Origin of the sequence: Paracoccus sp. J56 (genome assembly GCF_019633685.1) — a bacterium.
GTDB classification, from domain to species: domain Bacteria; phylum Pseudomonadota; class Alphaproteobacteria; order Rhodobacterales; family Rhodobacteraceae; genus Paracoccus; species Paracoccus kondratievae.
The window spans coordinates 1-21,776 of sequence record NZ_JAFL01000037.1 but is presented as its reverse complement, the minus strand read 5'-3'; the positions used below and the strand labels follow the sequence as shown (position 1 = coordinate 21,776).

General features: G+C 65.1%; 21 protein-coding genes and 3 pseudogenes. 11 read left to right on the top strand and 13 right to left on the bottom strand.

All coding sequences use genetic code 11. The features are described from left to right. Window positions 1–490, top strand: a pseudogene (locus M511_RS17400) (IS5-like element ISPme2 family transposase); the annotation flags it as partial. A gap of 203 nt (window positions 491–693) precedes the next feature. Here the strand turns inward: M511_RS17400 and M511_RS17395 are convergent. The 5 genes from M511_RS17395 to M511_RS17375 all read right to left on the bottom strand — a co-directional run bounded on the left by M511_RS17395 (window position 694) and on the right by M511_RS17375 (window position 2,926). Then, on the bottom strand, window positions 694–984 hold the full coding sequence (locus tag M511_RS17395; protein WP_010400435.1) for a DUF982 domain-containing protein: 291 nt from the start codon (window positions 982–984) through the stop codon (window positions 694–696). Window positions 985–1,101: 117 nt separating this feature from the next. Beyond that, window positions 1,102–1,308 carry a cold-shock protein gene (locus M511_RS17390; RefSeq protein WP_028713990.1) on the bottom strand — a complete coding sequence of 69 codons (207 nt, stop codon included), beginning with the start codon at window positions 1,306–1,308 and terminating at the stop codon, window positions 1,102–1,104. Window positions 1,309–1,565: 257 nt separating this feature from the next. Continuing rightward, the gene (locus M511_RS17385; protein WP_085502991.1) at window positions 1,566–1,925 is read right to left on the bottom strand and encodes a hypothetical protein; all 360 of its coding nucleotides are present in this window, start codon (window positions 1,923–1,925) and stop codon (window positions 1,566–1,568) included. Between the two features lie 433 nt (window positions 1,926–2,358). Next, the gene (locus M511_RS17380; protein WP_017998452.1) at window positions 2,359–2,607 is read right to left on the bottom strand and encodes a hypothetical protein; all 249 of its coding nucleotides are present in this window, start codon (window positions 2,605–2,607) and stop codon (window positions 2,359–2,361) included. A 121-nt stretch (window positions 2,608–2,728) separates the two neighbouring features. After that, on the bottom strand, window positions 2,729–2,926 hold the full coding sequence (locus M511_RS17375) for a hypothetical protein (protein WP_085502989.1): 198 nt from the start codon (window positions 2,924–2,926) through the stop codon (window positions 2,729–2,731). 714 nt (window positions 2,927–3,640) lie between these two features. Here M511_RS17375 and M511_RS17370 point away from each other — a divergent pair. The 5 genes and pseudogenes from M511_RS17370 to M511_RS17345 all read left to right on the top strand — a co-directional run bounded on the left by M511_RS17370 (window position 3,641) and on the right by M511_RS17345 (window position 7,734). Beyond that, window positions 3,641–4,003 carry an ArsR/SmtB family transcription factor gene (locus M511_RS17370; protein WP_085502985.1) on the top strand — a complete coding sequence of 121 codons (363 nt, stop codon included), beginning with the start codon at window positions 3,641–3,643 and terminating at the stop codon, window positions 4,001–4,003. After that, entirely contained in the window at window positions 3,996–4,949 is a 954-nt protein-coding gene (gene arsC / locus M511_RS19710) for an arsenate reductase (glutaredoxin) (RefSeq protein ID WP_085502983.1), read from the top strand. Before M511_RS17370 ends, arsC begins: the two co-directional genes overlap by 8 nt. A gap of 12 nt (window positions 4,950–4,961) precedes the next feature. Next, window positions 4,962–6,035, top strand: a complete 1,074-nt coding sequence (gene arsB / locus M511_RS17355) for an ACR3 family arsenite efflux transporter (RefSeq protein WP_085502981.1) — start codon at window positions 4,962–4,964, stop codon at window positions 6,033–6,035. After that, window positions 6,032–6,739: an arsenical resistance protein ArsH gene (arsH, locus tag M511_RS17350; RefSeq protein WP_010400457.1), complete on the top strand. Its 708-nt coding sequence runs from the start codon at window positions 6,032–6,034 to the stop codon at window positions 6,737–6,739. The genes arsB and arsH overlap by 4 nt, the downstream gene beginning before the upstream one ends. 291 nt (window positions 6,740–7,030) lie before the next feature. Next, window positions 7,031–7,734 (top strand): annotated as a pseudogene (locus M511_RS17345) (IS6-like element ISPpa9 family transposase). Window positions 7,735–8,313: 579 nt separating this feature from the next. On the opposite strand, the gene M511_RS17340 reads toward M511_RS17345, so the two are convergent. The 7 genes from M511_RS17340 to acs form a co-directional block, all read right to left on the bottom strand. Further along, window positions 8,314–10,296 (bottom strand): 3'-5' exonuclease, encoded by a 1,983-nt coding sequence (locus tag M511_RS17340; RefSeq protein WP_085502979.1) that lies wholly within the window; start codon window positions 10,294–10,296, stop codon window positions 8,314–8,316. Next, entirely contained in the window at window positions 10,290–10,661 is a 372-nt protein-coding gene (locus M511_RS17335) for a response regulator transcription factor (RefSeq protein ID WP_010400165.1), read from the bottom strand. Before M511_RS17335 ends, M511_RS17340 begins: the two co-directional genes overlap by 7 nt. Beyond that, window positions 10,661–11,158 (bottom strand): hypothetical protein, encoded by a 498-nt coding sequence (locus tag M511_RS17330; protein ID WP_010400164.1) that lies wholly within the window; start codon window positions 11,156–11,158, stop codon window positions 10,661–10,663. The genes M511_RS17335 and M511_RS17330 overlap by 1 nt, the downstream gene beginning before the upstream one ends. Before the next feature lie 7 nt (window positions 11,159–11,165). Next, window positions 11,166–12,977: a DUF294 nucleotidyltransferase-like domain-containing protein gene (locus tag M511_RS17325; protein WP_010400163.1), complete on the bottom strand. Its 1,812-nt coding sequence runs from the start codon at window positions 12,975–12,977 to the stop codon at window positions 11,166–11,168. Between the two features lie 59 nt (window positions 12,978–13,036). After that, a complete protein-coding gene (locus M511_RS17320) occupies window positions 13,037–14,848 on the bottom strand; it encodes a sodium:solute symporter family protein (protein ID WP_010400162.1) in 1,812 nt (603 codons plus the stop codon). A gap of 10 nt (window positions 14,849–14,858) precedes the next feature. After that, on the bottom strand, window positions 14,859–15,116 hold the full coding sequence (locus M511_RS17315; RefSeq protein ID WP_010400161.1) for a DUF4212 domain-containing protein: 258 nt from the start codon (window positions 15,114–15,116) through the stop codon (window positions 14,859–14,861). A 103-nt stretch (window positions 15,117–15,219) separates the two neighbouring features. Further along, window positions 15,220–17,175 (bottom strand): acetate--CoA ligase, encoded by a 1,956-nt coding sequence (acs, locus tag M511_RS17310; protein ID WP_010400160.1) that lies wholly within the window; start codon window positions 17,173–17,175, stop codon window positions 15,220–15,222. 478 nt (window positions 17,176–17,653) lie between these two features. Between acs and M511_RS17305 the strand changes: the two genes are divergently transcribed. The 3 genes from M511_RS17305 (at window position 17,654) to M511_RS17295 (ending at window position 20,632) form a co-directional block, all read left to right on the top strand. Next, window positions 17,654–17,965 carry an L-lactate permease gene (locus M511_RS17305; RefSeq protein WP_010400159.1) on the top strand — a complete coding sequence of 104 codons (312 nt, stop codon included), beginning with the start codon at window positions 17,654–17,656 and terminating at the stop codon, window positions 17,963–17,965. A 378-nt stretch (window positions 17,966–18,343) separates the two neighbouring features. Next, window positions 18,344–19,852 carry an SF1B family DNA helicase RecD2 gene (gene recD2 / locus M511_RS17300; protein WP_240547693.1) on the top strand — a complete coding sequence of 503 codons (1,509 nt, stop codon included), beginning with the start codon at window positions 18,344–18,346 and terminating at the stop codon, window positions 19,850–19,852. A 96-nt stretch (window positions 19,853–19,948) separates the two neighbouring features. Next, entirely contained in the window at window positions 19,949–20,632 is a 684-nt protein-coding gene (locus M511_RS17295; RefSeq protein ID WP_085502977.1) for a UPF0149 family protein, read from the top strand. Between the two features lie 287 nt (window positions 20,633–20,919). Here the strand turns inward: M511_RS17295 and M511_RS17290 are convergent. After that, window positions 20,920–21,071: pseudogene (locus M511_RS17290) on the bottom strand (IS66 family transposase zinc-finger binding domain-containing protein); the annotation flags it as partial. Window positions 21,072–21,088: 17 nt separating this feature from the next. On the opposite strand from M511_RS17290, the gene M511_RS17285 reads away from it, so the two are divergent. Together M511_RS17285 and M511_RS17280 are read left to right on the top strand one after the other, a co-directional pair. Beyond that, complete coding sequence (locus M511_RS17285; RefSeq protein WP_240547692.1) at window positions 21,089–21,421, top strand: transposase; 333 nt, start codon at window positions 21,089–21,091, stop codon at window positions 21,419–21,421. After that, window positions 21,418–21,776, top strand: a 359-nt coding sequence (locus M511_RS17280) for a hypothetical protein (RefSeq protein WP_221397289.1), incomplete at its 3' end; no start/stop codon positions are given. The genes M511_RS17285 and M511_RS17280, both read left to right, overlap by 4 nt.

Below are 21,776 nucleotides of genomic sequence, written 5' to 3'. Positions count from 1 at the left end.
ACAGCACCGTGGTTCGCGCTCATCATCAGGCAGCGGGCGCAAAAGGGGGACTCCGCGCCAAGGTTTCGGCCGCTCGCGAGGTGGCTTCACGACCAAGATCCATCTGCGGGTCAATGCGGCAGGCCTGCCCATGAGAACCGAGATCACGGCCGGGCAGACATCGGACTACCTCGGCTTCGATCTGGTCATGGCTGACAACCTGCCCGAGCCAAGCGTTCTGCTCGCAGACCGCGGCTACGACTCCGACAACATCCGCAAGACCATGGAGGTGCGCGACGTGGTGCCGGTCATCCCCATGCGCAAAACCCGGAAGCTACGGGTCGCCGTTGACCGCAGGCTCTACCGCCTGCGCAATCTCGTTGAGCGGTGCTTCAACAAGCTCAAGAATGCCCGTCGCGTCGCCACCCGCTACGACAAGACCGCCGAAAGCTTCCTGGGCTTCATCGACATCACGTCGATCCGCCTCTGGCTCCGCCATTTGTCAACATGACCTAAGCGCAGGGTTGGCTTGTACGCCAAGGGCATCGGAATATCCGAGGCACTCGAAAGTCCCGGTAGCTTATCTTTCTTGCGATAGCTCTTGGCCGAGGCCCCACAGCCTGTTCAGGATCGACCAGCTGGCTTTCGGCTGGTCACTCTGCGGAGCATTTCCATTCCCGCACAGGCACCGCCATAGCAGGACCAACCCCGGTCTCAGATCGTCGCCATGCAAGCGGACAAGGGACGTGCGGATTGTGCGATCGAGGTTTCGGGCACGAAACCGGCAGCTTTTGCAGCAGCGATGAAAGCCCGTCGCGCCGATCCCACCGATACAAGGCAGTGCAGGGCGGCATCCAGCTGCTCCAGCGCATGGTGCTGGGCCGTATTGGAAACCGGCCACCTCCTGCGGAGCCAGTATCTCGCCTGCTCGATCGTGCTGAACTTCTGCACTTCGCCTGCAGACGAAATGACGAATGAAAGGGGCGTACCCCAGTGAATTTCCATAATGAAACTTTTCTGTCGGAACGGTCGGAATGGCGGGCAACGCATGCCCACCCTCCTCAAGGAAAAGCGGAGACGGCATGAAGCCGACCCCGCCTGTATTACCCTTCGGCGCTGCTCTCAGGAGAGAACGAGATTCGTTGCCGATTCCCGGCCATTGCGGTCACGCTCGATATCATAGGCGATCGCCTGGCCATCGTTCAGATGATGGATACCGGCGCGCTCGAGCGCGGAAATATGGATGAAGACATCCTTCGAGCCCGCTTCCGGGGCAATGAAGCCGAAGCCTTTATTGGAGTTGAACCATTTCACGGTGCCATTGGCCATCGTGCTGTTCCTTTCAAAAATGCCGCTCACATAGCGCAGCGGCCCGGCAAAGCTGAAGATCGAAGCTGAGCCGCAAGGAACAGGGTCCGAAAACAAGAGATGCAGCTCCTATATAGGTCATGCCGGCTGAGTTTACGAGGAAATTCCGGGAATCATGCGATCCCGGCCCATTACCCGTTGTTCGGCAAGGAAAGAATTTGCGACCCGCATCGGCGGAAAATTCCGAAAAAGGCCGTTTTTACCGCAGACTCCAAACCTCAGCTTTCGCCCTGTTCCTTGCCGTCCAGTTCCCGGGCGTTCGTTTCCGCTATCGTCTCATGCAGCCGCGAATGGGCGGATTGCCATGCATCGAGCGCGCCCACGGCCTGGTCGAGCGCCTTTCTGTCCGGCCCATCGAATTGGGGAGCCGCCTCCTTGATCGCCCAGTAGAGCCGGCGCACCACCGGGGTCATCCGCTCCAGCCAGGCCAGGACATCCCTCAGGCTCTGCTCCTTGCCGCCGGGGTTGGAATAGACCCCGCCCTGGAGGCCCTGCAGTTCCAGCTCGCTCAAGCGGAGCTCGATATCGCTCAGCCGTTCCCTGATATCTCTGTCGCTGTTCTCGACCAATGAGACCATTTTCGCCCCCTCCCTTTATGCGGTCGCTCCTCTTGGGCCTGCCGACCCATCGATCACGCCTGATCGGTCGTCGGATCGTCCATGCCGCTCGCGGCACGAATCAGCATGCCGCGCTCGTTCCCGTCCCTTTTCCGACGCCGGCGCGCTCCTGCATCATGCTGCGGCTCGGGTCGTTTCTCGGGGGTGCTGGCGATGTCTGCGGAATCCACGGTCTGGGTCTCCCTGTTGCCGGACGAAAAAATTCGAACAGGCATGGCTGATATGGGGTGTCAGGGGGCTGCAGGCCATAGGAGACATTCGCCTATCGACCAACCTCCGGAAAGCCCGAGAAAGAAATCTCGGTGACAACGAGGCGGTTCTGCAACGGCAGGATGAGGTCAGCGCATTCGATGGCCGTTACGACGAGTTTTGCGTCGGTCGGCTTTTGCGATTCCTATTCAGGCGCGGGATCGGTTCTTTCCGCTGCCGCGTCGATCCGGTCGGCCCATTCGATCAGCAATCGCGCCGCGCCGAAATCTCCGTGCCTGTCGCGCTTCTGGGCGGCGAGAGCGAGGTGTTCCCGCAAATCCGTCGTCATGAGCAGGCCGGGCCGCTCGGTGGCCAGAAAGAGCATTTGCAGCAGGTGCTCTATAGCGGCTTCGTATTGATCCGGGCTTTCGATTGCCACCTTCCTGCCTTCCATCGGTTGCTGCCTGGCGCCTCGTGTCAGGCGATTGCTGGTTGCCCCGAAGGACGAAGACCGGATACCCGTTTTGCATCGGTATCGGCCGGCTTGACCGTCAGCATGGCTGGCGCGTGTCGCGTCACCAGTCCCGGAACCGCTCGAACAGCCCGGACGTGCAGGATCTGATCGGCATGAGCCGGGTTGTTCCGTCGTCATGGACGAGCTTCACCAGATCCCCATTCTGGAAATGGCGGATCCCCTCAAGATGCCACGGCGGCTGAGCAAAGATTTCGGTAGCTCCGGTGAGCGCGTCGGTCAGGGCAACACATTTGGTCATGGAAACCTCGCTATCTGGACGAGCGAAAACGGCGGACCTGGATCCGCCGCTTCACCTGCCAGCTTTTGAATGCCGCATACCAGCGCAGATTTCGACCACGCCTTGGTGCGGCAATTTACCGGAAGATCGGAGGTCCGCAGGTTTCCGCCCGCTTCGCCTTTCGAATGGCAGCCGGCCGTCATCTGTGGTCAGCAGGCTTCCGCATGGGGTCGTCTTTCGGATCGTTGTCGCCCTGCTGCGGGGCTTCCGGCGGCTCGCCCTGCTGGGCCTGACGTGTGTCCCTCGGGTCCAGAGCGTCGTTCTTTGGGTCGGTGCCCACAATGGGGTCCTCCATGGCACCGCCCGGAGATCCCGCTCGGATGAACAAGACATGGGGTCGAGGGGGTGGAATTGCGCCCTCCGGATCGAAACTATCGTGCAAGCTGGTCATATGGCTGGAAAGAATGTCGCTCCGATCTCGTGGCTCCTTAAGCGCCGCCAGCGTCGTTACCGACCGTCGGGGCCCGCGCCCTCGAGATACGATGATGTCACGTCAGCTATTTCCTCCGCGCGTCCAGGATATGGGAAACGAGACTTTACAGATGCTGAACTGCGTCCGCTTCAAGGTTGACCTTCCGCGGATTCCCCGAACAGCCGTCGTCGAGACGCACCTGCTGGCTTGACAGCATCAGGTCTCACCTTCATTGTCTCAACATATCTTGAGAGGTTGATTCGATGGAAGAGCAACGCGCCCTTGCCGGCTTTGCGGCGCTGTCGCAGGAAACCCGACTGCGCATCGTCCGGCTGCTGGTCAAGGCCGGGCCGGAGGGCATGGCGGCCGGGGCCATCGGCGAGACCCTGGGGGGCGCCAGCACCTCGCGGCTGTCGTTTCACCTGACCCACCTCGAACATGCCGGGCTGATCCGGTCCCGGCGCGAGGGGCGCTTCATCATCTACAGCGCCGTCTTCCCAACGCTGGCCGGGCTGATCGCATTCCTGATGCGCGATTGCTGCGACGGCCACCCGGACATCTGCGCGCCGGTCGCGGCCGCGCTGTCCTGCTCCTGTGAATCCGGCAAGGATGCCCTGCATGGCTGACGCCTCGCCTCGTGTCTTCAACGTGCTGTTTCTCTGCACCGGCAACTCCGCCCGCTCGATCATCGCCGAAAGCGTGCTGCGCAAGGAGGGCGGCGAGCGGTTCGGCGCCTTCTCGGCCGGCAGCCAGCCGAAGGGAGAGGTGCATCCACGGACTTTGAAAATCCTGCAGAACTACCATTACCCGACCGAAGGGCTGCGCTCGAAAAGCTGGGACGAATTTGCCGGGCCCGACGCGCCGGTGATGGATTTCGTCTTCACCGTTTGCGACGACGCGGCGGGCGAGGCCTGTCCCTATTGGCCGGGCCAGCCGATGACAGCGCATTGGGGCCTTCCAGACCCGGCAGCCGCGACCGGCAGCGAATTGCAGCGCGACATGGCCTTCGTCGAGACGCTGCGCTACATGAAGGCGCGCATCCAAGCCTTTGCCGCCCTGCCGATCGGCACTCTGGACCGCGCCAGCCTCGTCTCCAGGCTGCACGAGATCGGATGCTCCGAAGGCACAAGCGAGGCAGGAGACAGCATGGACGTCGTGATCTATCACAACCCGGATTGCGGCACCTCGCGCAATGTGCTGGCGCTGATCCGCAATGCCGGGATCGAGCCGCATGTGGTGGAATACCTCAAGACGCCACCCTCGCGCGCGATGTTGGAGCAGCTTATCGCCCGCATGGGCATCGCGCCGCGTGAACTGCTGCGCCAGAAGGGCACGCCTTATGCCGAGCTTGGGCTGGACGACCCGGCACTACCCGACGCCGCGCTGATCGAGGCGATGCTGGCACATCCGGTGCTGATCAACCGCCCCATCGTGGTCAGCCCCAGGGGGGTGCGGCTTTGCCGGCCCTCGGAGCAGGTGCTGGACCTGCTGCCGCCGCAGCGCGCCGCCTTCAGCAAGGAGGACGGCGAGCAAGTCGTGGATGCCCAGGGCAACCGTATCCGCCCGGCCTGAAAGGAGCAGGTGATGACCCCCGACAGCCCGGCCCGCCGGCTTTCCTTTCTCGACCGCTACCTGACGCTCTGGATCTTCGCGGCCATGGCGCTCGGCATCCTGCTGGGCACGGTCTTCACCGGCCTGCCGGATGCGCTGCACGCCATGGCGGTGGGCTCGACCAACATTCCCATCGCCATCGGGCTGATCCTGATGATGTATCCGCCGCTGGCGAAGGTCCGCTACGAGGACCTGCCCCGGGTCTTTGCCGACAAGCGCGTGCTGGTGCTGTCGCTGGTGCAGAACTGGCTGATCGGGCCGGTGCTGATGTTCGCCTTAGCGGTGATCTTCCTGCGCGATCATCCCGAATACATGACCGGGCTGATCCTGATCGGCCTGGCGCGCTGCATCGCCATGGTGCTGGTCTGGAACCAGCTGGCGCGCGGCGACGGGCAATATGTCGCCGGGCTGGTGGCCTTCAACTCGATCTTCCAGATCCTGTTCTTCTCGACCTATGCCTGGCTGTTCCTGACCGTGCTGCCGCCCTTGTTCGGGCTGGAGGGCAGCGTGATCGAGGTGGGCTTCCGGACGGTGACGGAGGCGGTGCTGATCTATCTGGGCATCCCCTTCGCCGCCGGTTTCCTGACCCGGTATGTGCTGATCCGGCGCAGGGGAGAGGAATGGTATCAAAACCTGTTCCTGCCGAGGATCGGCCCGATCACGCTGGCCGCGCTGCTCTTCACCATCGTGGCGATGTTCAGCCTGAAGGGTGGCGATGTCGTGCGCCTGCCGCTCGACACCGTCAGGATCGCCGTGCCGCTGGTGCTGTATTTCGCCATCCAGTTCGTCGTCAGCTTCGCCATTGGGCGACTGATCGCGCGTGACTATCCCCGCAGCACCGCCATCGCCTTCACCGCCGCCGGCAACAACTTCGAGCTGGCCATCGCCGTCGCCATCGCCGCCTACGGCCTCGCCTCGCCTGTGGCCTTCGCCGCCGTCATCGGCCCGCTGGTCGAGGTGCCGGTGCTGATCCTTCTGGTCAACGCCGCCCTGTGGCTGGGCCGCCGCTGGTTCCCCGCAGCAACCCCGCAAGAGGCCCGCGCATGATCCCCGACCTGCCGAACCTGTCGCCCGACTGCCTGCGCGCGCCCGCGATCCCGGACATTCCCCGCGCGACGCATCCGCCGCGCATCCTGCTGCTCTACGGCTCGCTGCGCGAACGCTCCTACAGCCGCTTCGCCACGCTGGAGGCCGAGCGCCTGCTGCGGCATTTCGGCTGCGAGACGCGGGTGTTCCACGCCAACGGCCTGCCGCTGCCCGAGGATGCCGGGCCCGACCACCCCAAGGTGCAGGAGCTGCGCGAGCTGTGCCTGTGGTCCGAGGGCCAGGTCTGGACCAGCCCGGAACGCCACGGCGCGATGACCGGGGTGATGAAATCGCAGATCGACTGGATCCCGCTGTCGATGGGGGCGATCCGTCCGACACAGGGCCGCACCCTGGCGCTGATGCAGGTCTCGGGCGGCTCGCAAAGTTTCAACGCGGTGAACCAGATGCGGGTGCTGGGCCGCTGGATGCGGATGCTGACGATCCCCAACCAGTCCTCGGTCGCCAAGGCGTATCAGGAGTTCGACGAGGCCGGCCGCATGCGGGCGTCGAGCTATTACGACCGCATCGTCGACGTGATGGAGGAACTGGTGAAGTTCACCCTGCTGACCCGCGACCTGTCGGCCTTCCTGACCGACCGCTACAGCGAGCGCAAGGAGACGGCCGCAAAGCTCGAGGAACGGCTGAACCTCAAGGCCGCGACATGAGGCTGGAGAGGCCCGACATCGGGCGGATGGCAGATCGCGAGACGCACCCGGATCGTGCCAAGAGCGACCGATCAGGCTTGAACCGCTTATAGGAAAGTTCGCCAGTGCAAGGGTACCTCTGGATCAGGTAACTGTCCACAGAACCTACGCGGATGCCTCCGGATAAGCCCCTGACCTAGATCTTCTTTTCCTCACCTGCTACGCATCTGCGCAATGCTCATCGGAGGGAAAAGATGTTCGAGGGGCATTGCCAAGTTGTTGTGTCGTGAAGCGCCTGCTACAGGATCTCGGATGAAAACGCCATCATCCATGCCGCGCCTGAAGGGGTTTCGCTTTCCCCGTGAGATCATTGCCTACGCCGTCTGGGCATATCACCGCTTCGCCCTGAGCGGGGCTGACGTCGAGGACCTTCTGGCAGAGCGCGGCGTGATCGTCAGCCGCGAGAGCATCAGGCTTTGGGTTAACCGCTTTGGCGCGCAGTTTGCCACCTGCATCCGGCGCGATAGGCCGGGGCCGTCGGACAAGTGGCATCTGGACGAGGTCGTCATCCCGATACGCGGCAGGAAACACTGGCTCTGGCGGGCGGTTGACGCCAATGGCCACACGCTCGACATCCTCGTGCAAACCCGCCGGAACGCCAGAGCCGCGAGGCGCTTTCTGGCAAGGCTCATCGCGCAATTCGGCCAGCCGCGTGTGATGATCACCGACAAGCTGCGCAGCTACTTCAAGCCAATCCGGAACCTGGCTCCCGACGCCGACCACAGGGCACACAAGGGGCTGAACAACCTGGTCGAGGGCTCACACAGACCAACGCGACGGCGAGAGAAGATCATGGGACGCTTCAACGACAGGCGCAGAGATTCCTCGCCGCCCATGACCAGATCAACACCCTCTTCCGTCCCCGCCGCTATCGTCTCACCGCATCTTCATACCGCCACGCACGGGCTGACGCCTTCAGCCTGTGGAACGACTATGCGCTCGAGATGAACGCATAAGCGCTCACGCTTCGCCCCCCTTTGCGCCCACAATCACCCAACTTGGCAATGCCGTTTCAGCCGCCTGTTGCCCGAAGCGCAGCTTCTGCTTTTGCGCGCAGGACGGCTGGATGCGGGCTTGTCGCCCTTGCGTCCGAAGGGCGATGGGGAACTGATGGGAATCCCCGTCTATTCCTCCGGCATGGCCGTGGCTTTCCCCTGCGACCGGGACGGGCCCGGCAGCCGGCCGAAGCGGCCGAAAGACCTGGAAGGACGCGACTTCATCTTGATTCCGCGTCACCTCGCCCCGTCTCGTCCGAAATCAGCCGGGCTTCCTCACCCCGGCCCTGGCCATGGGCGCCTGCAAGGAAGGCCGCATCCGCCCCCTGCTGTCGGTGGGCGATACCGAAGAGCCCCAACCTCCCCGGCATTCCCGCCTCGACCATCGTCAAGGGTCTGCTCGGAGAGCGGCGAGAGCTTGCCTGACCCGGCCGCGCCGCAGCGGAACGGGCCGCAGCGGAGCGGGCCGGCGCGGCCTGTCCGTTCCGCCGATCCGGCCGGCGGGAATGCATTCCCCATGGCCGCGCAGGGGCCGCGCGGTCAGCCTGCGGACGGGCCGGAGCCGGATGCGGCGTCACCCGCAGGCCTGTTCGCGTCATCGATCAGGCGGCGGTGGCGGCGGGCCTCGGCCATTATGTCCTCGAACCGCTCCAGCCCCTTCGCCTCCAGCGCCGCGATCAGCCGCAGATAGGCCTCGGCCGTGGCGCGGGTGTCGCCCATGGCGGTGTGACGTTCCTCGGGCGGGATGACGATGCCCAGCCGCTCGGTCAGCGCATCCAGCGAATGCGGCGCCGACTGGCCCCAGAGCATCGCCGAAAGCAGGATCGTATCCAGCACCTGATTGTCGAAATGCGCCCCGGTCTCGGGCGCGGCGCGGCGCAGGAAGCCCATGTCGAAGGGCGCGTTATGGGCGACCAGCACCGCGTCCTCGGTGAAATGGCGAAAGGCGGTCAGCGCCGTGACCATGTCGGGAGCATCGGCCACCATCGCATCGGTGATGCCATGCACGGCGGTCGAGGCGGGCGGGATCGGCCGGCCGGGATTGACCAGCGTGTCGAAACGCTCGCCGGTCAGGCGGCCGCGGGCGATGCGCAGCCCGGCGATCTGCACGATGCGGTCGGTCGCGGGATCAAGGCCGGTCGTCTCGGTGTCGAAGACCACGCAGGTCAGGTCGGCCAGCCGCGACGAGGCCGCGCCGCGTCGCGCCAGGGCGAAGTCATAGGTCAGCCCGGCGCGGTCCGGCCGGTGCGAGGCGATGGGCAGCGGCAGGACCAGCCGCGCCTGGCCGTCCCGCGCCTCGGTCCAGATGCCGGTGGCATGGGCCGCCAGGATCTCGTGCCCGGTCAGTTCGGGCTGCGCCGGGTCGGGCGGCTCGGCCAGCCAGGATTCCAGCCGGTCCATGGGCAGCGGCGCCCCGGTCCAGAGCAGCAAGAGCCGCGCCTCGGACGCCTCGGCCTCGGCCTCAACCTCAGCGGCAAGGCGGGGGGTCGCGCCCTGTTCGCGCAGGCGTCGGTCCAGATGGCGCAGCAGCCCGTTCACCCCGGCCGCATCGGCCATCAGCATCAGCCGCGGCGGCAGGTCGGGCGCCGGATCCAGCCCGGCGGCCAGCTCGTTCAGCCCCGCCCCTCCGCGCGGGGCATCGCCGCTCATCGCCTCGGTCAATGCGCGCAGGGCATTGGCAAGCCCCTGCCCCTCGGCCCGGATCGCCTGGGCCAGCGCGGGCGGGATCGGACCCTCCAGCGCACCCAGCATCGGCACCAGGGTCGCGGCATGGCGGCGCAGAGTCTCCAGCAGGTCGCGCGGCGCGGGGCGCTGCGGCGGGCGGTCGTTCAGGATCAGCAGCGTGCCGCCATCGATGCGCCGCATGCGCCCCCAGAGCCGCTGCCCGGCCGAGCTCAGGCAGATCAGGTCGGTCGCCGCCGCCCCCGCCGCCAACCGCGCCGCACCGGCCTCCAGCGCGCCACCGGGCAGGTGGCGCTCGATGGGGCGGTCCAGCGCGATGCCGGGCAGAAGATGCGCGGCCGAGGCGTTGTAGAACATCACCCGGCCGGCCGGATCGGTCATCACCGCGCCGGCGCCGATATCGGCGAGAATGGATTCCAGCGTCGCCTTTTCGCGCTGCAGGTCGGCGGCATGTTCGGCGATGGCATCGGCCAGCGCCTCGGCCGAACGCGCCCGCGCCTCGGCGGCATCGCGGGCGGCGGGGCCCAGATCGGCCAGATAGCGGGCCTCCTCGATCTCGGGCGCCTGACCGGTGCGCAAGCCCCCGGCCAGCAGCTCGATCGGGCGGGCCACGTTGCGGTCGAACAGGAACCAGATCCAGACCACCATCCCCAGCGCGCCGAAGCCCGCGATCAGCGCCGCCTGGACCAGGGCGTCCAGCATCGCCTGGACCGGGACGCCCCGGCCCGCAAGGCCCGCCCCCGCCACCCAGAGCGCCACGGCCAAGGCCGCAAGGATCGCTGCCGCAAGCCCCGCAAAGATCAGCAGCACCCGCAGCCGGAGCGAAAGCCGCGTCAGCATCGCCCGCCCAGGAGCCGCGCCAGTTCCGCCCGCAGCTCGGACAGCTCGAAGGGCTTGGCGATGAAACCGTCCGCCCCCAGCGCCAGCCCCTTGCGGCGCTCCACCACCGAGCCGCGCGCGGTCATCAACAGCACCCGCACGTCGTTCAGCGCCGGATCGGCCCGCACGTCCTGCACGATCTGGTAGCCCGAGACATCGGGCAGCATCACGTCCAGCAGCACCAGATCGGGATGGCTGGCGCGGATCTCGTCGACCGCGCCGGCGCCCGTGGCCATGCGGCGGTGCTTGTGGCCGTCGCGCGACAGCAGGAAATCCAGGGCGGTGGCGATATTGTCCTCATCCTCGACCACCAAGATGCTGGCCATCATCCCCCTCCTCCGCAGACGACGGAATAGGCCGGGTCCGAGGGGCCCGGCGGCGACCATGCGCCGCGCGCCGGCCGGACCAGCCCCTTGGCGCAATCGAATTCCTGCGGCACGACCAGCGTCGGGCCGCGCCGCTCGACCAGCGTGATTCCGGCCCGGCGCGTGCCCTCGGCGGTCTCCGAGATGCCGGCGGGATCGAGGGCGGCAAAGCGGATCACCACCGGCGCCAGATAGGTCCAGGGCGCCCAGGGCTGGCTGTCGCGACCCACCAGCAGGATCTGCGCACCCGCGGGCAACCGGGCGACCGCCCGGTCATACCAGGCGTAGTCATTCCAGACCGCATAGCCGACCATCGCCAGGCCGATGCCCGCCGGCAGCAGCCAGCGCGCCGGCGCCAGCCCCAGCTTGCGCAGCAGGTGCATCCCGGCATAAAGCAGCGCCGCCGCGCCCACGCCGACCGCGATCACGCCCAGCAATTCGACCCCGATCCCGGTCATATGCCCCTCATCCCAACATTCCCTTGCCGTGGCCTAGCGCCGATTGCATCCCCCGCACCACCACGAAGGCGTCGCGCAGATGGCTGCGCTGGAAATCGGGCAGCGCGGCGGGGGACAGATGGTTGCCCGGCCGTTCGCCCGCGCGGATCTGCGCGGCCTGGTTTTCCAGCCGCGTGGTCTGGATCAGGTCATAGGCCGCGATCAGGTCGCGTGCGCCGCTGCCCGAGATGATGCCCGCCGCCTGCGCCTCGACCAGCCGGGCCCTGGTGTTGACGGGCGCCAGCTGGCCCTGCAGCGCATAGATGCGCGCCAGGTCCGCCACCGGCACGACGCCGCTGAGCTTCATGTCGATCTGGTTGCGATGCTCGCCCGTGCGCGCGGTGGCAAAGCCGCCGATCAGCCCCAAAGGCGGGCGGTGCTTCATCGCGTTCGAGATCATATGCGCCACGAAGATCGAGTTCTTCGCCGCCATCCCCAGGGTTTCGGCCTGCAGCCCCTCCAGCAGCGCGGCATCGCCACCGATGGCGCGCAGATCGAACATGACCGAGGCCAGCATCTGCGCCTCGGGGCTGGGATGGGCGATCCAGTCGCGGAAATAGCCGCGCCAGACCCGGCGCGGCTGGCGCCAGCGCGGGGTGACGGCCATCATCTCGCCGGGGCAATAGACATAGCCGCAGGCATTCAGCCCATCGCAAACGAAGCGCGCCAGATCCGCGAACCAGGGATCCTCCGGGTCGCAATCGTCACCCAGGATCAGGCAATTGTCCTGGTCCGACAGGCCGGTCTGTTCCTGCCGCCCCTGGCTGCCGCAGGCCGCCCACAGCCAGGGGCCGGGCGGCGGCCCCAGCCGCGCCTCGGCCATGACCAGCAGGCGCCGGGTCACGGCATCGGCGATGTCGGTGATCATGCGGGTGATGGTTTCGTGCCGGTGATGACCGTTGACCAGCTGCACCAGCAATGCGGGAATGCGTGCGGTGGCCGCCGCCATCTCGGCGACATCCCCCGATTGCGCGATGTCGCGGATCAGCGCCGAGGCCGAGATCGCCTGCACCCGCGTCAGGTCGGTCTGGCTGACCATGCCGACGAAGCGGCCCTTCTCGACCACCGGCAGATGGCCGATGCGGCGCTCCAGCATGATGTTGAGCACGTCATAGCCCAGCTCCGCCGGCGAAAGCGTGATCGGATCGGGCGTCATCACCTGCGCGACGGGAACGTTCACGTCGCGCCCCTCGGCGACGATGCGGTTCGAGATGTCGCGGATCGTGACCAGCCCGACCAGCCGCTCCCCGTCCAGCACGCCGATGCTGCTGACGCGAGCATCGCGCATGGCGCGGGCGGCCTCGATGGCGGGGGTCTCGGGCGTGCAGGTCAGCGGCGCCCGCCGCCCGATCAGGTCGCCGACCTTCAGCAGCGCCAGATCGCTTTCGCGACTGCCGGGCAGGCCGCTGCGGTCGAAGAAGCGTGCAACCGCACGATGGCTGCCGATCAGCCGCATCAATTCGGCGCGGGGCAGCATCAGCACGGTCGAATCCTCGATGGCCGTCGCAGTGGTGACTGCCACGCCGTCGCGCAGCAGCCCCCTTTCGCCAAAGGAGTTGCGCGCCATCAGCTCGGAAACGGAATCCCCCGCGGCATCCGAGACCCGGACCCGGCCGCTTTCGATCAGGTAAAGCCCCGCCAGCCGGTCGCCGCGGCGATAGATCACGCCGCCGGCCGGATAGTCCCTGCGCTTGAAGGCCGCCGCGGCCCGCGCCAGCTCGTCCTGCGGCAGGCTGTCATAGGGATGAACCGTGGCGATGAATGCGGCGATGTCGTTCATGGTCCCTGCCCTGCCGAACGGCGGAAAGGCCGCGCCCCGCGAGGGGGCGCGACTGTTCGTCAATGCGCCTGCGCCGCGCCGGCGCCGCGCGGAACGCGGATCGACTCGACCAGGTCGCGCACCTCGGCGGGCGGCTCCTTGGTGGCGGCGGACACCAGATAGGCCACCGCGAAGTTGATCACCGCGCCGATGGTGCCGAACGAGGCCGGCGAGATGCCGAACAGCCAGGCATCCGCGGTATCGGGCAGCATGTTGGTCCCCGAGATGAAGAACCAGCCCTTGTAGGTGAAGATATAGACCAGCGTCGAGATGACCCCGGCCAGCATCCCCGCCATCGCGCCTTCCTTGTTCATGCGCGTCGAGAAGATGCCCATCATCAGCACCGGGAAGATCGAGCTGGCCGCCAGGCCGAAGGCCAGCGCCACCGTCTGCGCGGCAAAGCCCGGCGGGTTCAGGCCCAGGATCGTGGCGACCAGGATCGACACCGCCATCGAGACGCGGGCCGCGAACAGCTCGCCCTTCTCGCTGATGCCGGGATTGATCGCGCCCTTGATCAGGTCGTGGCTGACCGCGCCCGAGATCGCCAGCAACAGGCCCGCCGCGGTGGACAGCGCCGCCGCCAGGCCGCCGGCGGCGACGATGGCGATGACCCAGCCCGGCAGGTTGGCGATTTCCGGGTTGGCCAGGACCATGATGTCGTTGTTCACCGTGGTCAGCTCGTTGCCCTGCAGGCCCTGCTCGGCGATCACCGTGGCCAGCGGCTCGTTCGCCGCCCCGGCCTCGTTATAGTACTGGATCAGGCCGTCGCCGTTCTTGTCCTCCCAGTTCAGCAGGCCGGTCAGCTGCCAGTTGCGCATCCAGTTCAAGTCCTCGCGGTTCTGGATGTCCTCCAGCGACACGGCCGGCTGGCTGAAGGTCTCGCCCGTCTCGGCGCCCGGCCACATGGTCGCGGTCAGGTTGAAGCGCGACATCGAGCCCACCGCGGGCGCGACGGTATAGAGCAGCGCGATGAAGACCAGCGCCCAGCCCGCCGATTTGCGCGCATCGGCCACTTTCGGCACGGTGAAGAAGCGGATGATGACATGCGGCAGGCCCGCGGTACCGATCATCAGCGCCATGGTGAACAGTACCATGTCCAGCGTCGAGTTATGGTGCCCGGTATAGGAGCGGAAGCCCAGGTCGGTCACCACCTGGTCCAGCTTGGCCAGGAACTTGGCGCCCGAGGCGTCATGCGTGCCGAACAGTCCCGTCTGCGGCAGCACATGGCCGGTCAGCTGCAGGGCGATGAACACCGCCGGGATGGTATAGGCGATGATCAGCACGATATACTGCGCCACCTGGGTATAGGTGATGCCCTTCATCCCGCCCAGAACGGCATAGACGAAGACCAGCGCCGCGCCGATCCACAGCCCGGTCGAGCTGGAGACCTCCAGATAGCGCGAGAAAGTCACGCCGACGCCGGTCATCTGGCCGATCACATAGGTGATCGAGATGATCAGCAGGCAGATCACGCCGATGATCCGCGCCGTGCCGGAATAGAAGCGGTCGCCGATGAATTCCGGCACCGTGAACTTGCCGAACTTGCGCAGATAGGGCGCCAGCAGCATCGCCAGCAGCACATAGCCGCCGGTCCAGCCCATCAGATAGGTCGAGTTGTCATAGCCGGTAAAGGCGATGAGGCCCGCCATCGAGATGAACGAGGCCGCCGACATCCAGTCGGCCGCCGTGGCCATGCCGTTCATGACCGGGCTGACGCCGCGGTTGGCGGCATAGAACTCGGCCGTGGAACCGGCGCGGGCCCAGATCGCGATGCCGATGTAAAGCGCGAAGGATGCCCCGATGACAAGGAGGTTGAGGGTAAACTGGCTCATGGGATGCTCCTCACTCCTCCACGCCGTGTTCGGCGTCCATCTTGTTCATGCGCCAGGCATAAAAGAAGATCAGCACGATGAAGACCAGGATCGAGCCTTGCTGCGCGAACCAGAAGCCCAGATCGGTTCCTCCCACCGAAATGCCCGCCAGCAAGGGCCGCAAGACGATCCCGAAGCCATAGGACACCAGGGCCCAGATGATCATGCACAGCCAGATCAGCTTCAGATTGGCCTGCCAATATGCGTTTGACGATTGTCTGTCACTCATGTCCTTCGTTTCCTCCCTTTTCAGACATGTCTCGCTCCGCCTTTGGGATTTGCGCCTCCCGGCGCCCGGCGGAAGGGCGGGGAGGCATTTCCCGCGCCCGTCTTCAGGCGCGGTTCATCCTGTTTTCGATGAGTTCGTCGACGACGCTTGGGTCAGCGAGGGTTGAGATGTCTCCGAGGGCGGCGAAATCGTCCTCGGCGATCTTGCGCAGGATGCGGCGCATGATCTTGCCCGAACGCGTCTTCGGCAGGCCCGGCGCCCATTGGATCAGGTCCGGCTTGGCGATCGGCCCGATCTCGGTGCGCACCCATTTCTCCAGCTCGGCGCGCAACCCGTCGCTGGGCTCGACCCCGTTCATCAGCGTCACATAGGCATAGATGCCCTGACCCTTCAGCGGATGCGGATAGCCCACCACCGCCGCCTCGGCCACCTTCTCATGCGCAACCAGCGCCGATTCCACCTCGGCCGTGCCCATCCGGTGCCCCGAGACGTTGATCACGTCATCCACCCGCCCGGTGATCCAGTAATAGCCGTCCTCGTCGCGCCGGCAGCCGTCGCCGGTGAAGTAATAGCCCGGATATTGCTGGAAATAGGTCTCCATGAACCGCTGGTGGTCGCCCCAGACCGTGCGCATCTGACCCGGCCAGCTGTCGGCGATGCACAGCACCCCCTCGACCCCGTCGCCGTCCAGCGCCACCCCGCTCTGCGGATCCAGCACCACCGGCTTGACCCCGAAGAAGGGCAGCGTCGCCGAGCCCGGCTTGGTCTCGATCGCGCCCGGCAGCGAGGTGATCATGTGGCCGCCGGTCTCGGTCTGCCACCAGGTGTCGACGATCGGGCAGCGCCCCTTGCCGACATGCTTGTCATACCAGACCCAGGCCTCGGGGTTGATCGGCTCGCCCACCGTGCCCAGAACCCGCAGGCTCGACAGGTCGTGCTTCTCGACCCATTCCGGCCCCTGCCCCATCAGCGCCCGGATCGCGGTCGGCGCGGTGTAGAACTGGTTGACCCGGTGCTTCTCGCACACCGCCCAGAAGCGGCCGGCATCGGGCCAGGTCGGCACCCCCTCGAACATCAGCGTCGTGGCGCCGTTGGCCAGCGGGCCGTAGACGATGTAGCTGTGCCCGGTCACCCAGCCCACGTCGGCCGTGCACCAGAACACGTCGCCGTCCTTGTAGTCGAAGACGTATTGATGCGTCATCGCCGCATAAAGCAGGTAGCCGCCGGTGGTATGGACCACGCCCTTGGGCTTGCCGGTCGAGCCCGAGGTATAGAGGATGAACAGCGGATCCTCGGCCCCCATCGGCCGCGGCGGGCAGTCGGGGCTGACCTCCTCCATCAGCTTCAACACGTCCACGTCGCGCCCCTCGATCCAGCTGGTCTGGTCGCCGGTATGCTTGACCACCAGGCAGCGCACCCGGTCCGAGCAATGCAGAAGCGCCGCGTCGGTATTCGACTTCAGCGCCGTCTTGCGGCCGCCGCGCGGCGCGGTGTCGGCGGTGATCACCAGCTTGGCGCCCGAATCGTTGATGCGGTTGGCCAGCGCATCGGGCGAGAAGCCGGCGAAGACAATGGAATGGATGGCGCCGATGCGCGCGCAGGCCAGCATGGCATAGGCGGCCTCGGGGATCATCGGCAGGTAGATCACCACCCGGTCGCCGCGCATCACCCCCTGGGACAGGAGCACGTTGGCAAAGCGGTTCACCTTGTCCGACAGTTCCGCATAGGTGATGTGGCGGGCGGGCTGGTTCGGGTCATCCGGCTCGAAGATGATCGCGGTCTGGGTCGCGCGCCGGGGCAGGTGGCGGTCGATGCAATTGACCGAGGCGTTCAGGATCCCGTCCTCGAACCATTTGATCGAGACCTGGCCCAGGGTGAAATCGGTGTCCTTCACCCGGCTATAGGGCTGGATCCAGTCCAGACGCCGCCCCTCGCGCCCCCAGAACCCAGCCGGATCCGAGATCGATTCGGCATAGAGCCGCGCATAGTCCCCAGGCGTGACCAGCGCAGCCTCAAAACCAGCCGGAACAGGATGTTTCTTAATCGATTCAATGCTCATGGCTCCCCCTCACAGCGATCGCATCATTTCCCCTTGCCCGCAGCGTCATGCCGAAATGCCCCCTCCTGGGCGGCCGCGGGAAAGCTCGAGCACAATGTTAACCAGATCGCCGCTTTCGTGTTAAGTATTTATTTATAAAGGGAGTTTTGTTAATAATTTGACAACGAGCATATCTGGAATGTAAATATTTTACACGCCGGTCGGCACAGTGACCTGGGAGCCATCCTCCTGTCCGCGACGGCGGCTTGATCCCTCCAGGAGGCAGCGCCGCCTGCCGACAGAACGCGCCCTCCGGCACCCGCCGGTCCCTGGCCCAGCGGCCCATCGCCACGGTCTTCACGCGGCCGGTGGCGCTGGCGAAATCGGCCAGTTGGTCGCCTATCCCGTCACCGCCCTGCCGATCTGCGCGCCGGGCCGGACGAGGTCATGGGCACGACCATGATCGCGGGCGCATCGGCCGCTGCTGCTCGCCGTGCCGATGGTGCAGGTGTTCCTGAACTCGGCCTCGGACAGCCATGCCAGCCTGCCCATCGTGCTGGCGCAGGGTGTCTCGTCCGTGGTGGGCGATGCCTGGCCGATATTCGCGCCGCTGATCAGGGCCATGGGCGCCTTCGTCGCCGGCTCGAACACGGTCAGCAACATGATGTTCTCGCTCTTCCAATGCTCGACCGCCGAACAGATCGGCCTGGCGGCGGCGGGCGCGGGCACCGTCGGGCTGGCCGACCGCAAGCACGCGATCATCCGCGAGACCCTGATCCCCATGGCTATTCCGTGGTGCAGGGCGGGCTGACCGGCAACCAGATGTGGTCGGCCGCCGCGGGATGTCCGCTCGAAACGGGAATCCGTCGCACGGAGCGATCACGGGTAAGGCTCATGGCCTGGTTTTGCCCCCTGCCCCTTGATCCACCCGGCGGCATCGCAATCTTGTCAGCAAGGCGTGTGCTGCGTGCGCCCAGGGACTTCCTCCCTGATTACGGAGACTGGTTGAACCCGTTTCTGACAGGAGATGTGCGATGCAGGCACATACTCGCAGCAAGACTTGCGATGTCCGTGATGAATTTCCCGACAGGGCAACGGAGCCCGGATCATCGGAGGCTTTGGCACCCCTCGGCCGCGAGCTGCTGACTGCCGATTGCATTTCGAACCCGGGAAAGGGGGCAATCGTCCAATGATCGGCCAAATGCTGAAAGAAGGTTATGGCATCGAAGGGCATTTCGGGTTGCCGCGCGCCGAGCTGATCGGCCTCGCGGGCAAGCTGCTCGAGGTCCCTGCCCCCCTGATCGACAGCGCGCTGCAAGAGGAACTGGCCGAAGAGACCGTGACCGCCGATCGCGTCCGGGACGCGGACTGCACCTTCCTGACCGGGCTGTATTTGGCCGAGCGCGGGATCGCCGAGCATGTCAGGCGCATCCGCGCGGGCGCCCTGCCCTGGCCCGAGATCGATGCGGACAAGGCCCTGCCCTGGATCGAGCAGAAGACAGGCTTCACTCTTGCTGCCAGCCAGGCCGAGGCGATCCGGCTGGCGCTGCGCTCGAAGCTGATGGTGATCACCGGTGGCCCCGGGGTGGGCAAGACGACGATCGTGAACTCGATCCTGCGCATTTTGGCTGCGAAGGCTGTGAAGCTGTTGCTCTGCGCGCCCACGGGCCGCGCGGCCAAACGCATGACCGAAGCCACCGGCATGGAAGCCAAGACCATCCATCGGCTGCTCGAATTCGACCCGAAAGCCTTCGGCTTCAAACGCAATGACGAGAACCCGCTCGATTGCGATCTGCTGGTCGTCGACGAGAGCTCGATGGTCGATGTGCTGCTGATGCAGTCGCTCCTGAAGGCGGTGCCTAGCAACGCGACGCTGCTGATCGTCGGCGACATTGATCAGCTGCCCTCTGTGGGCCCCGGCCAGGTGCTGGCCGACATCATCGGCTCTGGCGCCGTGCCTGTGGTACGACTGACCGAGGTGTTCCGGCAGGCAGCCCAGAGCAAGATCATCACCATGGCACATGCCATCAATGCGGGGCACTTGCCCGATCTTGGCAAGTCCGATGGCGAGGCGGATTTCTATTTCGTGCCGGCGGCGGATCCGGAGCAGGCGGTGCCGCGAATCGTCGAGCTGGTCGCCAAGCGCATCCCGCAGCGGTTCGGCTTTGATCCGATCAAGGACATCCAGGTCCTCTGCCCGATGAACCGTGGCGGCGTTGGCGCGCGATCCCTCAACGTCGAATTGCAGGCTGCGCTGAACCCCGCTGGCGACAAGAAAGTCGAGCGCTTCGGCTGGGTCTTCGCACCGGGCGACAAGGTGATGCAAATCGAGAACGACTACGACAAGGACGTCTACAACGGCGACATCGGCATGATCGAGGATGTCGATCTCGACGATGGGGAAGTTGCCGTGGATTTCGACGGCCGGACGGTGACCTTCCTCTTTGGCGAACTCGACACGCTGGTCCCCGCCTATGCGGCGACGATCCACAAGAGCCAGGGGTCCGAGTATCCGGCCGTGGTCATCCCGGTCATGACCCAGCACTACGCCATGCTGCAGCGCAACCTGATCTACACCGGGGTCACCCGCGGCAAAAAGCTCGTGGTGCTGGTCGGGCAGAAGAAGGCCGTGGCGATCGCGGTAAAGAACGTCTCAGGGCGGCAGCGCTGGTCCAAGCTGGATGAGTGGCTGGCATGAGGGGTTCAAGCACCTCAGCTTCAGCATTTGCCCCAAGGGTTTCAATCTTTGGCGCAATTTGGGTATCAGGCCGGCAGGCGACAAAAGGAACGGGGCATGGATAAGGAAGAAAAACGGTTGGATCGCTTGAGCGAACTTCTGCATGCCCTGCCTGCCGACAACTTGCCGATGACACTCAGCGAGCTCGACGGCTATGTGACCGGTGTTCTGGCTTGCCCCGAGATGATCGCACCCTCGGAATGGCTGCCTGAAGTGTGGGGCGAAACCGGCGAGGCCCATTTTGCCGACCAGAAAGCGGCAGAAGAAACGATCGGCGCCGTCATGACGCATTACAATTCCGTTGCGGAAGCCATGACGCGGTCGCTCTGGATTGAGCCGATTTATGAAGTAGACCCGAACAGTGACGAGACGCTCTGGGAGCCTTGGGTGGATGGGTTCACCCGCGCGATGGGCCTGCGACCGGATGCATGGGAGAAGCTTCTCGATCAGGCCGATGAAGAAACCCGGACCACGATGATCTTCCTGATGGCGTTGCAGGACATCTACACCGGCAAAAGCAAGTTCAGCGATGAAGAGATCGACGAGATCGACCTTGAAGCGCCCGACTTGATCCCGAACTGTGTGGCGACGATCCTGCACCAGTCGCGTCCAGAACTGGTGGGAACAGTTGCTGCCAATCTGCCCGGCATGCCGCACAAGGCCACTCCCCGCCCCGGACGGAACGATCTCTGCTCCTGCGGCTCAGGCCGAAAGTACAAGCTTTGCTGTGGCCGGAATTGAAAAATAATGAATTCCGGTCCCACCGCAGCGCTGCTGGCCGGATGGTTTCGCCCGATCAGGGCTCCGCGCAGGGGGACTCGTGATTTGTTGACGTGGTGTTGACGCAAAACGCAAAATGGCCTGTGGTATCAGGATACCATCAGGCAAGCGTTTGATTTATTTATGTAATTTGGTTGCGGGGACGCGAATTGCAAACTGTTTCGAAATGTCCAAGGCAATCATTCCGCCCTGCCGCACAATAGCAGACCGGCTATGGCCAAGGTTGAGCATACTTCGGATGCCCATGTTCTGGTAACGGTGACGCGGAACTGGGCAGGCACGATGTCCAGCCGCTCCAACACATCTTCCCCATGCAGTGCAAACAGCCGCCACAAGCACAGGTCAGGCTCTCGGGCTCGATCACCTCTTCGAGACGCGGCAGATGTAACGACCCACGATTTTTCTGCTCATGCTATAGTGGAGACGAATAGCGATGAGTATGACGATGGACGACAGCATCAAGCGCTGGACTTTGATGCGCAAAACCGCACTGGTGGTCGAGATCATCGAAAGCGCAAAACGACGGTGGCGGAGGCCAGCCGTTCTTTCGACCTCAGCCCATCTGAGATCGAAAACTGGGTCGATGACGCAAAGCGCGGGATGGAGAACTCGCTGCGCGCGAACCCGCTCGAGATCCGCGAGCAATACGAGAAGCAGCTGAAGGATCTGCAGGAGGCCTATGGCGAGGCCATGCTTGAACTGCGTGCGCGAAAAAAGTTGCAGGCCTTGCTGGAGCAACAGGACGGATGATGATCCTGAAGCTTTATCAAGGCCTTAAAGAGGACGGTCTGCAGGTGTCCATCTCTCAGCTTTGCACGTGGTTCGGCGTGGCGCGGCGGTCGGTTTACTATCGCCCGACCAAAGCCGCGCCCCGTGTGAACCCGAGGTTTGCCGAGCCGATCAAGAAGCTGATCGAGGAACAGCCGTCCTTCGGCTACCGGACCGTCGCGTGGCTTCTGGGCTTCAACAAAAACACCGTCCAGCGGATCTTTCAGCTGAAAGGCTGGCAGGGGGAGTGTCAGGAACTCTGTGTATCTGAGCGGGCCCATGCGGTTTTCAGATACGTTCAGGCGTCGAAGCGCCCGGCGAACATTATGGCCAGCTG